This window comes from Sorangium sp. So ce117 (genome assembly GCF_051524395.1).
Taxonomy (GTDB): domain Bacteria; phylum Myxococcota_A; class Polyangia; order Polyangiales; family Polyangiaceae; genus Sorangium; species Sorangium cellulosum_B.
Genome location: NZ_CP150309.1, coordinates 12,013,985 through 12,027,228, shown reverse-complemented (window position 1 = coordinate 12,027,228; position 13,244 = coordinate 12,013,985). Strand labels below are relative to the sequence as shown.

The following is a 13,244-nucleotide window of genomic DNA, read 5'->3' as shown; positions in this document are numbered from 1 at the left end:
CTCCAGCTGAAGCGCGGCGCTACGCCGCGTGCTCCAGCTGAAGCGCGGCGCTACGCCGCGTGCTCCAGCTGAAGCCCGAGGGCCCTCGGATCGAAGTACGCCTTGAACCTCCTGATGGCGCCGGCCGGGTACTCGATGACGCTCACGCCGTCGTACGAGAAATCCCCTCCATTGACTAGCTTTCCACGGCTCGTCCACTCGAGGATGGCGGCCTCGTCCGACTCGACGATGCACCGGAACTCCGACCGCACCTCGACGAAGGTCTGCCGGTAGCTGCGCCAGAAGTTGCGGGCGCCGTCGGGGCCGTGGAGCGGCCTCGAGATCGTCGAGTTGCTGAGCTCGGCGTCGGGCGCGAACAGCCGCGCCATGGGCTCGACGTCGCCGCTCTCCTCGATCCGACGCAGGGATTCGATGAACTCGCTCGCCTTGGACATGGTGCCTCCTGCGGTGCTGGTGCGTGCAAGGCGCGGACCTCTCTCAGTGCGCGGCGGAGCGCTCGTGCCGCCGCGTGACGACCGCGACGGCGACGGCGAGCAGCGCGGCGAGCAGGACCCCCCCGCCGAACGCGAGGCCGATGATCCAGGGCTGCATCGCCCTCCCCAGGCCGTCCGCGAAGCCCGTGGCGGCGGCGCTGCTCGCGCGCTCGATCGCGGCGCTCGAGCAGCCCGGGTCGCCGGCGGGGCACCCGGCGAGCTGCTCCATGAGCTCTGCCGTCCCCTCGCGCGCCGCGGCCCTCGCCGCGGCGCCCGAGCCCTCCTCGACGAGGGTGACATTGCACAGCCGCGCCGTGCCTTCATCAACCGTGCCCGCCGCGCGCCGTACGGAGCGCGCGCTGCCCCGGTCCCCGCTACGGCGGCCCCGCCTCGATCGCCCGCCGGTACCGCTCGCGCCTGTGCGGCTCGCGCAGGATCTCGTAGGCCTCGTCGAGCACCTCGATGACGAGCCGCACGTCGTCGAGCAGGTCCACGGTCGCGGCGGTGAGCAGGGCGGACGGCTCGAAGGCCTTCCTCAGCGCGAGGTACGCGCGGCGGATCTCGTAGTTCGTCGCGTCGCGCGGGATGCCGAGGATCGAGAAATAGTCCCCGTCCTCCACCAGCGCGAGCCGCGCCCGCACGCGCTGCCGGATCGCCTCCTCGTCGAGCGGATCCTCCACCGGCGGGGGCGGCGCCTCGGTGATCGACGGCGGGATGAGGACGTCGAGCACCTCCAGGCACACGAGCGCGTAGAGCACGCTCGCGTTCTCGGGCTCCGCCACGCTCACGAGCTCGCCGACGCTGCGCCCGCGCGCGGTGCGCACGAGCTCCTCCTCCTCGCGCCGCAGCGCGCACTCGCCGAGCAGGTTGCGCCGGACGCCGTCGTCGAGGCGCGCCCCCGGGCCGCCGAGGCGGCGCAGGGCGACCTCCGGGGCGATCACGCGGCGGATCGTCTCGACGAAGACCTCGGCGCCGGTGGCGCCGCCGAAGACGTTCGGCTCCGCCTTGAGGCGGCCCGGCGGCTCGGGCTCGAGGTCGCACGTGCCGGCCTCGACGAGCACGACGTGGCCGATGACCCACTCGGCGTGCGCGCGCAGCACCGGCCAGAGGTCGTCCTGGCCGAGGTGGCCGTGCGCGATGAGCGCCGCGCCGGCGTGCCGGCCCGAGGCGGGGAGCTTGCCCGCGAGCCGCGCGGCGACCTCGCGCTCGAGGTCGCCGCGCCCGACCAGGAAGGCGAGCAGCGTCTCCTCGGGGATGCTCGAGCCGGCCGTGACGAGATCGCCCTCGTGCAGGACGATGCGCCGCGCGCCCTCCTCGGTCGTGATCGCGAGGGCGCCGGAGGTGCGGCTGCCCACCGCGCGGGCCAGCGCGCGCGGCGCGTCGCCCGGGCCGAGCACCGTGGCCGAGGACGCCCCGCCGGAGCTCGGCGCCTCGTCGATCGGCTCGAGCGCCATGGCGCGGCCGAGCCCGGCCGCGGTGACCGTGGCGGGCGCGGGCGGCACCAGCGGCACCAGCGGCAGCGCAGGCCCACGCAGGGACGCGCCGGAGATGGCCATGGACGGCGGAGCGGGCAGGTGCCCGCGGCCGAACGCGGCCGTGCTCGGCCCGGCAGACGGGCTCGGCGCCAGGAGGCCGCGCCCGAGCGAGCCGGCGCCCGCGCTCGCCGGGACGGGCCCGCCAGGAGGCGCCGGGGCGCGCCCCGCCGGCGCGGAGCGGGCCTGGGACGGCACGGGCGGCAGCGGCTCGGGCTCGGCCCTCCCGACGGGCGACAGCAGCGCGGTCTTCACCTCGACCGAGGGAGGCGACACGAACGCGACGCCTGGAGACGGCGGCGACGGAAAGCCAGGCGCGCGGGCGTCGCGGGCATCGCGCGACCGGGGAGGCGGCTCGGTGACGCGCTGGCGCAAGCTCGGCTCGACGCGGCCGGACGGAGCGCGCGCCCAGTCGACGTCCTCGCCGCCGCGCGCAGGGCCGGCGCGGTCCCACGCGGGCTCCTCTCGCGGCGCGGGCGATGGCGAGGGCGACCGATCCCACGCGGGCTCGGGGCGCGGCGGCGGCGACGCGAAGGCGTAGGGCCGCCCCGCGTCGCGCGGCGTCGGCGGCGCGGCGTCGCGGCCGCCGCTCCGGCGCGCGGGACCGCCGTGATCGCGCTCCTCCCTGCCGTACGGGTGCGCCTCCCTGTCGAGCGAGAGCGCCGCGAGCTCGGGGCCCGCGCGCTTCGTCGCGTGCGCCCCGTCGAACGCGGGCTCGGCGTCGCGCTCGTCCTCGTGCTCGTCGCCCGGCTCCGCGAGCTCGACGAGGGAGTCGCCGGGCCCCGTGTGCTCGGCGCGGGTGGCCGCCGGCTGCGGCGCGGGTGCGACGCCGTACGGGCCGTCGCTCGTCCTCGGCTGCGAGGGCGACCCGGCGGGCACCGGGGCGACGGCCGCGCTCGCGCCGGTCCGCGGCTCGTCCTCCTCCGGATCCAGGGGCTCGTCGAGGGCGGAGAGCAGCTCCGACGACAGCATCAGGTCGACCTCCTCCTCGGCCGCCGGGATGCTCGAGGGGTGCGCCTTCGCCGTGACCCGCTGCTCGGCGGCGACGAGGATCTCCTCGAGCTCCGGGCTGATCCGCGCCGGCAGGAGGCGCGGACCGACCTCGTCGCCGTCCTCCTCCGGGGGCGGTAGCACCGAGCCGACGTCGAGCGGGTCGAGATCGCTCGAGAAGTCGGGGTTCGACGGGACGTCGTTGTCGAGCGGCCCCGGCAGGCCCGCCGCGAGGCGCGCCTCGACGGCGTGCTCCCCGCGGTACCGCCCGGGCTCGGCGACCGCGCTCACGTGCGCGGCGAGCTCGGCGGTGTCGACCGGGCGCTCGAACACCTGCCCGAACAGCTGGGGATCGAGCTCCGCCGAGCGGACCGGATCCCCCACGAGGAGCACGGACGCGGCGACGCCGCCCGGCCGCAGGTAGAGGCGCTCGAGCACCTCGATCGTGCCGGGCTCGTCGATGTCGACGATCACGACGCGCGGCGCGTCGCTCGCGAGGCGCGCGTCGAGCTCGGCGATCGGCGCCGCGATCACCTCGAAGCCCCGGCCCCGCAGCGCCGCGCCGATCGCCTCCCCGTCCTCCGACGCGTCGACCAGCAGGATGGCCCCTTCGCGCGGGCGCGCCTGCAGTGCTTCGTAGTCGTCGCGGGGCTCGGACACGGCGGTCATCTTGTGGCGGCGGCCCGGCGGAGCAGCGCCCAGGGGCCCGCATCGACTGGACTCTCGACGGTCGTCGGCGGGCTGTCAAACGCGATCGCGGCCCGCTCGCGTTCCCGCCGCGCAGCGCAGCTCCCTCCACGACAGCCCCACCTGCGCGGCGAGGTCTCCGCCCCTGCCGCGCTGGGAGCGCCCGGCCGACATCGCCTCCGCGAGCGCGAGGTCGGCGCCGCCGCGTCGCCGCGCTCACGTACGGCGCCGCGGCGGCGCCCCCCGCTGTGGGCGCCGCGTGGTAGACGTCGACGCATGGTGCTCGGCGCTTCCCACAACGAGATCGCCCTGGCGGCCTTCCTGCTCCTCGTCGTGCTGCTCGCCGCGAAGATCGGCCGCATCGGCGAGGCCATCGGCGGGCTGTTCGAGCGGGAAGCGCCCGCGACGGACGGCGGCGCGCCCGCGGACGGCGCGGAACAGGCGGAACAGCAGGAAGAACGCCAGGAAAGCTGAGCGCGCCCCCTCGCCGGCGGCCTCGCCCGCGCTTGCGTTCTGTTTTTTTAGAATTCATAGTTTTCGATGGTCGTGAACGAGCCGGCGCGGCCGCGGGCGCGGCGGCGCGCGGAGATCGCGGCGCGGATCCCACGCGGGTACCGCCCGGCGCTCCACCTCGCGGCGCCCACGCTGCTCGGCGCGCTCGTGCTGGCGGCGGCGGTGCGCCTCCTCGACGCCGTCGATGCCGTCGAGCTCCTCGCGGTGCCGGCGACGCTGCTGCTCGGCTTCGCCTTCGAGTGGTGGGCGCACAGGTCGGTGCTGCACCGGCGGGCGCCGCTGCTCGGCGCGCTGTGCGAGCGCCACGAGCGCGAGCACCACCTCGCCTTCACCGCCGACGACATGGCGCTGCGGAGCGCGCGCGAGCTCTGGCTGGTGCTGACGCCGCCCGCCTCGGCGCTCCTGGTCCTCGCCTCGCTGCTGCCGCTCGCCGCGGCGGCGGGCGCGCTGTTCTCGCGGGACGCGGCGCTGCTCGGCCTCGCGACGGCGATGGCGTTCTTCGTCAGCTACGAGTGGCTGCACCTCGCGTATCACCTGCCGGCGGACAGCCCGGTGTACCGGATCCCGGGGCTCGCGCGGCTCCGCGAGCACCACCGCAGGCACCATGATCCCCGGCTCATGAAGCGCTGGAATTTCAACGTGACCGTGCCCGTGTTCGATCTCGTCCGCGGGACGCGCTGGTCGCCGCCGCCGCGCAAGGGCGCGTAGCCGCGGCGCGGGGGCGCGCAGCCGCAAACGCCAGGGCGCGCCCTGGCGCAGCGCCATCCTTGACCCCGCCGAGGCGCGGGCGCCGGGGCGTCCGCCGCGGCCGTGTGCTAACGGGTCGCGCGTGCAGCCGCGGACCAGAGACGGCCTCGTCCTCCTGCTCGTCGGGGTCCTGCTCGGCGGCGGCGTCGCCTGGCTCCTCGGCCGCCGGCGGGAGAGCCCCCCCGCCGCCGCGCCGCGCGCGCTCGACGCCGTGCCCGCGGGCGCGATGCTCGTCGCGACGCTCGATCTCCCGGCGCTGCGCGCCTCTCCCGCGTTCGCCTCGTTCCTGCGCGAGGAGCGCGAGATCCCGGGGCTGGGCAAGGTGCGCGACGTGTGCGGCTTCGACCCGGTGGCCGCGTTGACCGAGGTCGCGATCGCCATCCCGGCGGCGGGCGAGGGCGGCGACTTCGGGCTGGTCGCGGCCGGCGCCGTGCAGGACGAGGCGCTGCTCGCGTGCGCCTCCAAGGTCATCGAGGCCCGCGGCGGGCGGCCGGTCGTCTCCAAGATCGGCAGCTTCCGCGCGGTGCGGGACTCGAGCGCCGAGGGCCACGGCGAGATCGCCGTGCGCCCCGGGGGGCCGATCCTGCTCGGCGGGGGCGCGTACCTGCGCGCGATGATCGACGCCGCCGAAGGCCGCGGCGGGAGCGTCGGCGCGAGCGGGGCGCACGACGACATCGCCCGCGCCGTGGGCGAGGGGGCGGCGCGCGTCACGGTGGTGCTCACGCCCGAGCAGCGCGCCGAGATCGGGCGCGAGCTCGCGCTGAGCGGCTCCGGCCGATCGCCCGCGGCGTCCCTGCTCTCCGGCGGCGCCAGCGTCGCGCTCGGCCCGGAGATCGCCGTCCACGCCGCCGTCCTCTGCGACGCGGAGGCCCCCTGCGAGGCGCTCGGCGCGGAGCTGCGCGCGGCGCGAGACACGCGCGCGGCGGACTTCGCGACGCGGCTCATCGGCTTCGGCGCCGTGCTCGAGCGCATCGCGATCGCGGCCGAGGGCAAGGCGCTCCACGCGCGCGTCAAGCTGTCGGCCGAGGAGGCCGGCGTCCTCGTCGATCGGCTCGCCTCGCTGCGCGGCCTCCGCCAGCCCGCGCTCCCGCCCAGGCGGCCGCCCGCCCAGGCGGACAGCGATGCGCCGCCGCCGCGCGGAGACGCCGCCCCGCCGCCGCGCGGAGACGCAGGCGTGCCGCCGCGCGGAGACGCCGCCCCGCCGCCGACGGATGAGGTTGTCACCCCCCCGCAGCGAGCGAAGCCGGACGGCGGCGCGCCATGACGCGTGAACGCGCGCTGGGGAGCAGCGCGTGAACGCGCTGGGGAGAACCGACCGCCGCGTCGCGCTGCCGCGGCGCGGTTCCGTCGATTCCGTGGTCTGCCTGACGAGCGCGCCGCTCCATCGCCAAAAGCCGCGCGGCGCGGCCGATCGGGCCCCCACGGGCTGCCCCGAACTCCTGTAACCTGATCGGTGCCTTCCGACGGGATCGGCGCTCCGGTCTTTCCCGCCGTGCAGGAGGCGGGTGGGGCACATCGAATGCAGGTCGTCGGGATCTCCGCCTCCGTGGTCGTCGGGACCCTCCTTCTGGTCGCCCTCTGGGCGCTCCGCCGGCGGCTCCACGCGCGCGAGCTCGAGCTCGCGCGGAAGGCGGAGGAGCTCGCGGCCAGCCGCGCCGCGGAGCAGCGGCTCGGCGAGGAGCTCGCCGAGGCGCGGCGGGCCGAGGAGGAGGCGCGCAGGGCGAGGGACGAGGCCGTGACCGCGAGCCGGTCGAAGAGCGCGTTCCTCGCCAACATGAGCCACGAGCTCAGGACCCCGCTCAACTCGATCCTCGGCTTCGCGCAGCTCGTGGAGCGCGACCCCTCGCTCGCCGACCGGCACCGCGAGAACCTCGCGGTCATCTGCAAGAGCGGCGAGCACCTGCTCGGCCTCGTCAACGACATCCTCGAGATGGCGAAGATCGAGGCGGGCCGCATGACGCTCGTCGACGCCGAGTTCGACCTCCACGACACGCTCTCGGGGCTCTCGGAGATGTTCGCTGTCGAGGCCCAGAAGCGGGGCCTCACGCTCACGGTCGAGCGGGAGCAGGACGTGCCGCGGCACGTCAGCGGCGATGAAGGGAAGCTGCGGCAGGTGCTGATCAACCTGCTCGGCAACGCGCTGAAGTTCACGCCGCGCGGGTCGGTCACGCTGCGCGCCTCGGCGCGGCGCTCTGCCGGCGTGCGTGAGGGCGGTGTGCGTGAGGGCGGCGCGCACGACGGCGCGGCGGCGGGGCGGGTGCGGGTGTCGTTCGAGGTGACGGACACCGGCCGGGGCATGGCCACGGCGGAGCTCGCGCAGCTCTTCGAGGCGTTCGCGCAGACCGCGACCGGGCGCCAGTCGCGCGAGGGCACGGGCCTCGGCCTGCACATCAGCCGGCGCATCGTGCGGATGATGGGGGGCGACATCCGGGTGGAGAGCCAGGTCGGCCGCGGGACGACGCTCCGCTTCGACGTGCGCCTGTCGCTGGCCGACGCGCCCGCCGGCGGTGCGACGCCGCGGGCGCTCCGGGCCGTGGGGCTCTCGCCGGACCAGCCGAGGTACCGCGTGCTCGTCGTCGACGACCGGTGGGACGTGCGCCACTGCCTGCTCAAGCTGCTCGACTCGGTGGGCGTCGAGGCGCGCAGCGCGACGAACGGGCTCGGCGCCGTGGCGCAGTGGGAGACGTGGGCGCCGCACCTCGTCCTGCTCGACCTCCGCATGCCGCTGCTCGACGGCTACGAAACGGCGAGCCGCATCAAGGCGAGCGCGCGGGGGCACGAGACGGTCGTCGTGGCGATGACCGCGAGCGCGTTCGAGCAGAACCGAGCGCTCGCGGCGGAGGCGGGGTGCGACGACTTCGTGAGCAAGCCGTTCCGCGACGCGGACATCCTCGGCCTCCTGACCAAGCACCTCGGGGCCCGCTTCGAGTACGAGGAGCGCGCCGCCGAGCCCGGCGCTGCCCAGGGGGCGCCTGCCGTCGACCTCGCCCGGGCGGCGGCCGGGCTGCCCGCCGCGCTCCGCAAGGACCTCCGGCGGGCGGCGACGCGGCTCGACGCGAAGGCCGTCCAGGCGACGCTCGATCGGTTCCGGCCGGAGGACGCGGACCTCGCGGGGGCTGTGGCCGAGCTCGCGCGGGGGTATCGCTTCGACAGCATCTTGGCGCTATCGAGCGCCGACGAGGAGGAGCCGTCATGACGGACACCGACGCAAAGCCAGCCCCCCGCGGGGCGGCCCCGGGCGCGCGGCCGGAGCGCCCCAGGGAAGAGCCCCCGAGCATCCTGATCGTGGACGACATGCCGGCGAACCTGTCGCTCCTGACCTCGATGCTGACGGCGCAGGGCTACGAGGTGCGGGCGGCGATCAGCGGCGCCATGGCGCTGATGTCGGCGGCGGCGGCGCCTCCGGACCTCATCCTGCTCGACGTGAGCATGCCCCACATGGACGGCTACGAGGTGTGCCGCCGGCTCAAGGGGGATCCCGGGACGGCGGACATCCCGGTCATCTTCCTGAGCGCGATGACGGGCATCGGCGACAAGGTGATGGCGTTCGACGCGGGCGGCGTCGATTACGTCACGAAGCCGTTCGAGCTGCGCGAGGTGCTCGCCAGGGTGGGGACGCAGCTGCTCTTGCACCGGCAGCGCCGGGAGCTCGAGCGGCAGCGGAGGGAGCTCGAGGAGCGCTACGCGCAGGTGCGCCAGATGCAGGCGGCGCTGCGCGGTTACCTGTCCGACCGGGCGTGGGAGAGCATCGAGGAGAGCGTGTCGTCGAACCGGCCGAGCCCGCCGGCGCGCGAGGTGCTGACGGTGCTGGTCAGCGACATCGAGGAGTTCGTGCGGCTCTCGGAGAGCGAGGATCCTGGGCCGCTGCTCGCGGATCTCAGCCTCTACATGGCCACGGTGGCGCAGATCGTCTACGACCACGCGGGCGAGGTCGACAAGTACGTTGGCGACGGCATGCTCGCGTTCTTCCGGCGCGCGAGTGACGCGCTCGCGGCGGCGCAGCGGATGCAGCAGAGCATCGCGGCCTTCAACGAACACCAGCGCTCCCAGGGCCGGCCCGCCTTCCCGACGCGGCTCGGGCTCTCGACAGGGCCCGTCCTCCTGGCGAGCATCGGGTCGAGCGGCAGGCGGGAGTTCACCATCATCGGCGATCGTGTGAACACCGCGTTTCGGATTCAGGCGCAGGCGAAGGCCGGCGGCCTGCTGATGGATGAGGCGACGTTCACCGCGGCCGGGAGCCCGGGAGAAGCGATGCCCGCGCTGGTGCGGATCCGGGGAAAGCAGGGAGAGGAGAGGCTCTATGCGATCTCGCCGGAGGCGATGCTCTCAGGCGCGGAGCGGAGCGGGGCGGACGGCGGTTGATCGCTCACGCTCGCTCACGGCCCGATAGGCTGGCTGTTCAAGGCTGCTCCCGGGCATTTTCGTGTTGCCCCGCACCGCCGGGGCCATTCGAGTTCCAGCGCCTGGATCGTGCGATCTGCCGAAAACGTTCGTTCTTGAACCACGCGATGACCTCGTGCAATAGTCGCCGCGGAGGATGGAAACGAACATGAATCTTCGAATTAGCGTTACTTTGCTTGGCCTGCTCGCGACCTTTGCGGCGGGCGCGGTTGCGTGCTCGGATGACGATGGTGGCACGACGTCGTCGTCGTCGTCGTCCTCGACCACCGGCACGGGCGGCGGCGCCACGAGCGGCGGCGCGACCGGCGGCGGCGGCGCCGGCGAGGGCGGCGCCGCCACCACCAGCAGCGGCGCGACCGGCGGCGGCGGCGCCGGCGAGGGCGGCGGGACCGGCGGCGGCCCGGCCTGTGCGGCGCTGCTCTGCGACGACTTCGAGTCGTACGAGGGCCAGGGCGCGAACGGCGAGAAGCTGGGCGCGTGGACGGTCTACACGGCCATGGCGGGCTCCACCGTGTCGGTCGACACGACGAAGCATTACAGCGGCGCCAAGTCCATCAAGGTGACCACGCCCGCGAGCACCGGAGACAACAACTACAAGTCGGCCATGATCAAGTTCACGGACACCGACGCCCTGCCCACCGAGGCGAACGTCATCCATGGTCGCATGATGCTCTTCCTCGAGGCTGCGCCGACGGGGGATGTGCACTGGACGATCATCGACGGTTCAGGGACCATCCCTGGCAGCGATTTCGAGGGAATGCCCTACGCGGCACAGTATCGCTACGGCGGGCAGCACCCGGTCACGGCGGGCAGCCAGCTCATGGCGAACTACGATACGCCCGGGTACTGGAGCGACCCGAAGACCGGCCCGCAGACGGACTGCTGGCACCACGCGGAGGAGACGACGGTGGTCCCGACCGGCGCGTGGACCTGCGTCGAGTTCAGCTTCGACGGGCCGAAGAACGAGATGCGCTTCTGGCTCAATGGAGCGGAGCTGGCCGATCTCAAGGTGTCCGGGACGGGCCAGGGCTGCGCCAACAACGAGGCGAACTACACGTGGAAGGCGCCGGCGTTCGACAGCATCGGCCTCGGCTGGGAGTCCTATCAGGCGGATTCCGCCCGCTCGATGTGGATCGATGACGTCGTGATCGGCACCGGGCCCATCGGCTGCCCGCCCGCGCAGTGAGCGCGCGCCGCTGAGCTCGGCGAGGCGCGGAGGCGGACTCCGCGCCTCGTTGATCTCTGTCCAAGGGTCGGGCGCGCGCTGCCCGCGGCGCCGGGGCCGGCGCGAGCGGCGCAGGCCGCGCGCCGGCGCGCCTCGAGCCGGCGCACCTGACGAATGTCGGGTTCGCCGATTGATCGCTCGCCAGGACCGCTCTACGAGACGGCGGAGGTCCAACGCTTCACGAACCTGGAGGTCTCCGCTGTGATGAAACCGGCCTATCGTCTCTCGCTGCTTGCCTCGTTCGTCCTGGGCGCCACCGCTTGTGGCGGCGCGCCCGAGCCGGCCCCTGCGGTCCCCGACGTCCCCGCCCAGCCGCAGCCTGCGCCGGAGACGCCCGCGGCCGCGCCGCCCGAGGCCAGCCCGCCGGCGGGCGCCGCGGCGCCGGAGGCCGCTGCGCCGCCGGCCGCGCCGCCTGCGCCGCCGGTGAGCGTCTCGGTGCCCATCGAGGCGCGGACCAAGTCGAAGCTCAAGGGCACCGCGACCTTCACCGAGGTCGAGGGCGGCGTGAAGGTCGCCGTCCAGGTCTCGGGCGCTCCCAAGGGCAAGATCGCCGTCCATGTGCACGAGACCGGCGATTGCAGCGCGCCGGACGCGAAGAGCGCGGGCGCGCACTACAACCCCGACAACCACCCGCACGGCCTCCCCGACGCCGCGGCCCGCCACCTCGGCGATCTCGGCAATATCGAGGTCAAGGCCGATGGGACCGGCACCCATGAGATCATCGCCACGGGCGCGAATCTCAAGCAGGGCGCTCCGAACACCTTCCTCGGCCGCGCCATCATCGTCCACGAGAAGGCGGATGACGGCGGCCAGCCCGCCGGCAACGCCGGTGGCCGCATCGGCTGCGGCGTCATCTCGCAGGCCAAGTGACGCGCGCGCGGCGCGGCCCGCCGCTCCGTGCTCACGACATGTCGACTCCACCTCACCGCCCGTCCCGAGAGGGCCTCTCCCCGAGCGCCCGCAGGGCGGGAGTCTCCCTCTCCGGTGTCACCGGGGCGGAGCGCTGACCGGAACGCCCTTCGCCCCCGGGGGCCCGGAAGCGCTGGAGCCCGCCGGCCGCTCCTCGGGCCGCGTTCCGCTGGCCAGCAGCGCGACGACGATCGCCGCCGCCACCGCCGCCAGGACGAAGCCCGCCCTGAAGGGCGAGCGCAGCCGCCGGAGCGTGTCCGCGAGCGTCGTCTCGTCGGCGTCCTCCTCGACGCGCGCCCTCTCCGGAGCTGGGCCGGCCGCGCCGAGCCCGACACGGCCGGCTTCCACCCGGGGCTGCGGCCGGTCCGAGCCGGCCGCCGCCTCGCTCCGCTCCGCAGGGCGGGCCTCCGCCCGGACGCCCGCGTGGTCCGGGACCGCGACGGCCTCGCTCCGCTCCGCAGGGCTTGCCTCCGCCCGGGCGCGGGGGCGCTCCGAGACCGTGACGGCCTCGCTCCGCTCCGCCGGATCCGCCTCCGCAGGGGCGCGCTGGCGGTCCGAGACCGTGGCCGCCTCGCTCCGCTCCACCAGGTCGGTCTCCGCCCGGACGCGCGAGCGGTCCGAGACCGTGATGGCCTCGCTCCGCTCCACCGGATCCGCCTCTTCAGGAGCCCCGTGGAACACGGGAGGTGGCAGCTCCGGGCGAAGCTCGATCGCCACGCCGCCGGTGGATGGGCCGGAGCCCATGGTGGTGAGGATCGCGCCGCGCTCCCCCGCGTCGACGCCATCCACGCCGGGGCGCACCCCGGACAGCGAGTCGCGCAGGCTCCCGCGCAGGATGCGCTGGATGCGGTCGACGAGCGGCTGCGCCGCGGGCGGCGCGAACGGGCGGAGCGCCAGCGTGAGCTCCGCAAGGTCGGGCCAGCGCTTGTCGCGATCCCGCTCGAGGCACCGCATGATGATCGGATCGATGTCCGGCGAGAGCCCGCGGACGACCTTCGACGGCAGCTGCGGCACGAACTTGCCCCCGAGCACGAGCGACACTGTCTGGACGGAGCGCGCGTGCATGGGATACCGGCCGGTGAGCAGCACGTAGAGGAGCGACCCGACCGCCCAGATGTCCGCGCGCGCGTCGACGTCGCGCTGCCCGCGCATCTGCTCGGGGGGCATGTAGTGGGGCGTCCCCAGCATCTGGCCCGTGCTCGTCCGCATCTCGGCGACGCCGAGGAGCGCCGCCTGCGACGCCTTGGAGACGCCGAAGTCGAGCACCTTGATGCACGGCGTCCCCTCGCGCGTGTGCGTCAGGAAGAGGTTGGCCGGCTTCACGTCGCGGTGCACAAGCCCGAGCGCGTGCGCCTCCGCGAGCGCGTCGCACGCCTGGAGGACGTAGAGCGTCGCCTCCTCCACCGGCAGCGGGCCCCGCTGCTTGCGGATGACCCGCAGATCGCGGCCGTCGAGGAACTCCATCACCATGTACGGCAGCCCGCTCTCGAGCCGCCCGACGTCGTGCACCTTGACCGCGTGCTCGCTCCTGAGCCGCGACGCGATCCGCGCCTCCTGCAGGAAGCGCCCGCACATCTCCGGATCGGCCGCGGTGGCCGGCAGCAGCACCTTGATCGCCCGGAGCTCGTCGAGATCGACGTGGGTCGCGGCGACGACGGCGCCCATCGCGCCCTTGTCGAGCAGCCGGTCCACGCGGTACTTGCCGGCGATCAGGGTCCCGACCTCCAGCCCTTCGATCTCTTCCAGGCCGCGCATGTTCGAAACCTC

At 74.8% G+C, this 13,244-nt stretch carries 11 protein-coding genes; 7 read left to right on the top strand and 4 right to left on the bottom strand.

Going from position 1 to position 13,244, the window contains the following annotated elements; translation table 11 throughout:
* Positions 1–50: 50 nt before the first annotated feature.
* The 3 genes from WMF46_RS45075 to WMF46_RS45065 all read right to left on the bottom strand — a co-directional run bounded on the left by WMF46_RS45075 (position 51) and on the right by WMF46_RS45065 (position 3,655).
* A complete protein-coding gene (locus tag WMF46_RS45075; RefSeq protein ID WP_437982875.1) occupies positions 51–434 on the bottom strand; it encodes a nuclear transport factor 2 family protein in 384 nt (127 codons plus the stop codon).
* Positions 435–477: 43 nt separating this feature from the next.
* Positions 478–702 carry a hypothetical protein gene (locus WMF46_RS45070; RefSeq protein WP_437982874.1) on the bottom strand — a complete coding sequence of 75 codons (225 nt, stop codon included), beginning with the start codon at positions 700–702 and terminating at the stop codon, positions 478–480.
* Positions 703–847: 145 nt separating this feature from the next.
* Positions 848–3,655 (bottom strand): DUF4388 domain-containing protein, encoded by a 2,808-nt coding sequence (locus tag WMF46_RS45065; protein WP_437982873.1) that lies wholly within the window; start codon positions 3,653–3,655, stop codon positions 848–850.
* A 303-nt stretch (positions 3,656–3,958) separates the two neighbouring features.
* Between WMF46_RS45065 and WMF46_RS45060 the strand changes: the two genes are divergently transcribed.
* The 7 genes from WMF46_RS45060 to WMF46_RS45030 all read left to right on the top strand — a co-directional run bounded on the left by WMF46_RS45060 (position 3,959) and on the right by WMF46_RS45030 (position 11,438).
* A complete protein-coding gene (locus WMF46_RS45060) occupies positions 3,959–4,156 on the top strand; it encodes a hypothetical protein (RefSeq protein WP_437982872.1) in 198 nt (65 codons plus the stop codon).
* Positions 4,157–4,222: 66 nt separating this feature from the next.
* Positions 4,223–4,903, top strand: a complete 681-nt coding sequence (locus WMF46_RS45055; RefSeq protein WP_437982871.1) for a sterol desaturase family protein — start codon at positions 4,223–4,225, stop codon at positions 4,901–4,903.
* Positions 4,904–5,024: 121 nt separating this feature from the next.
* Positions 5,025–6,206: a hypothetical protein gene (locus WMF46_RS45050; protein ID WP_437982870.1), complete on the top strand. Its 1,182-nt coding sequence runs from the start codon at positions 5,025–5,027 to the stop codon at positions 6,204–6,206.
* Positions 6,207–6,461: 255 nt separating this feature from the next.
* The gene (locus WMF46_RS45045) at positions 6,462–8,138 is read left to right on the top strand and encodes an ATP-binding protein (protein WP_437982869.1); all 1,677 of its coding nucleotides are present in this window, start codon (positions 6,462–6,464) and stop codon (positions 8,136–8,138) included.
* A complete protein-coding gene (locus WMF46_RS45040; protein WP_437982868.1) occupies positions 8,135–9,304 on the top strand; it encodes a response regulator in 1,170 nt (389 codons plus the stop codon). Before WMF46_RS45045 ends, WMF46_RS45040 begins: the two co-directional genes overlap by 4 nt.
* A gap of 187 nt (positions 9,305–9,491) precedes the next feature.
* Entirely contained in the window at positions 9,492–10,529 is a 1,038-nt protein-coding gene (locus WMF46_RS45035) for a hypothetical protein (RefSeq protein ID WP_437982867.1), read from the top strand.
* Between the two features lie 243 nt (positions 10,530–10,772).
* Entirely contained in the window at positions 10,773–11,438 is a 666-nt protein-coding gene (locus tag WMF46_RS45030) for a superoxide dismutase family protein (protein ID WP_437982866.1), read from the top strand.
* A gap of 117 nt (positions 11,439–11,555) precedes the next feature.
* Here the strand turns inward: WMF46_RS45030 and WMF46_RS45025 are convergent, their stop codons facing one another.
* Positions 11,556–13,232: a protein kinase domain-containing protein gene (locus WMF46_RS45025; protein ID WP_437982865.1), complete on the bottom strand. Its 1,677-nt coding sequence runs from the start codon at positions 13,230–13,232 to the stop codon at positions 11,556–11,558.
* Positions 13,233–13,244 lie beyond the last annotated feature (12 nt).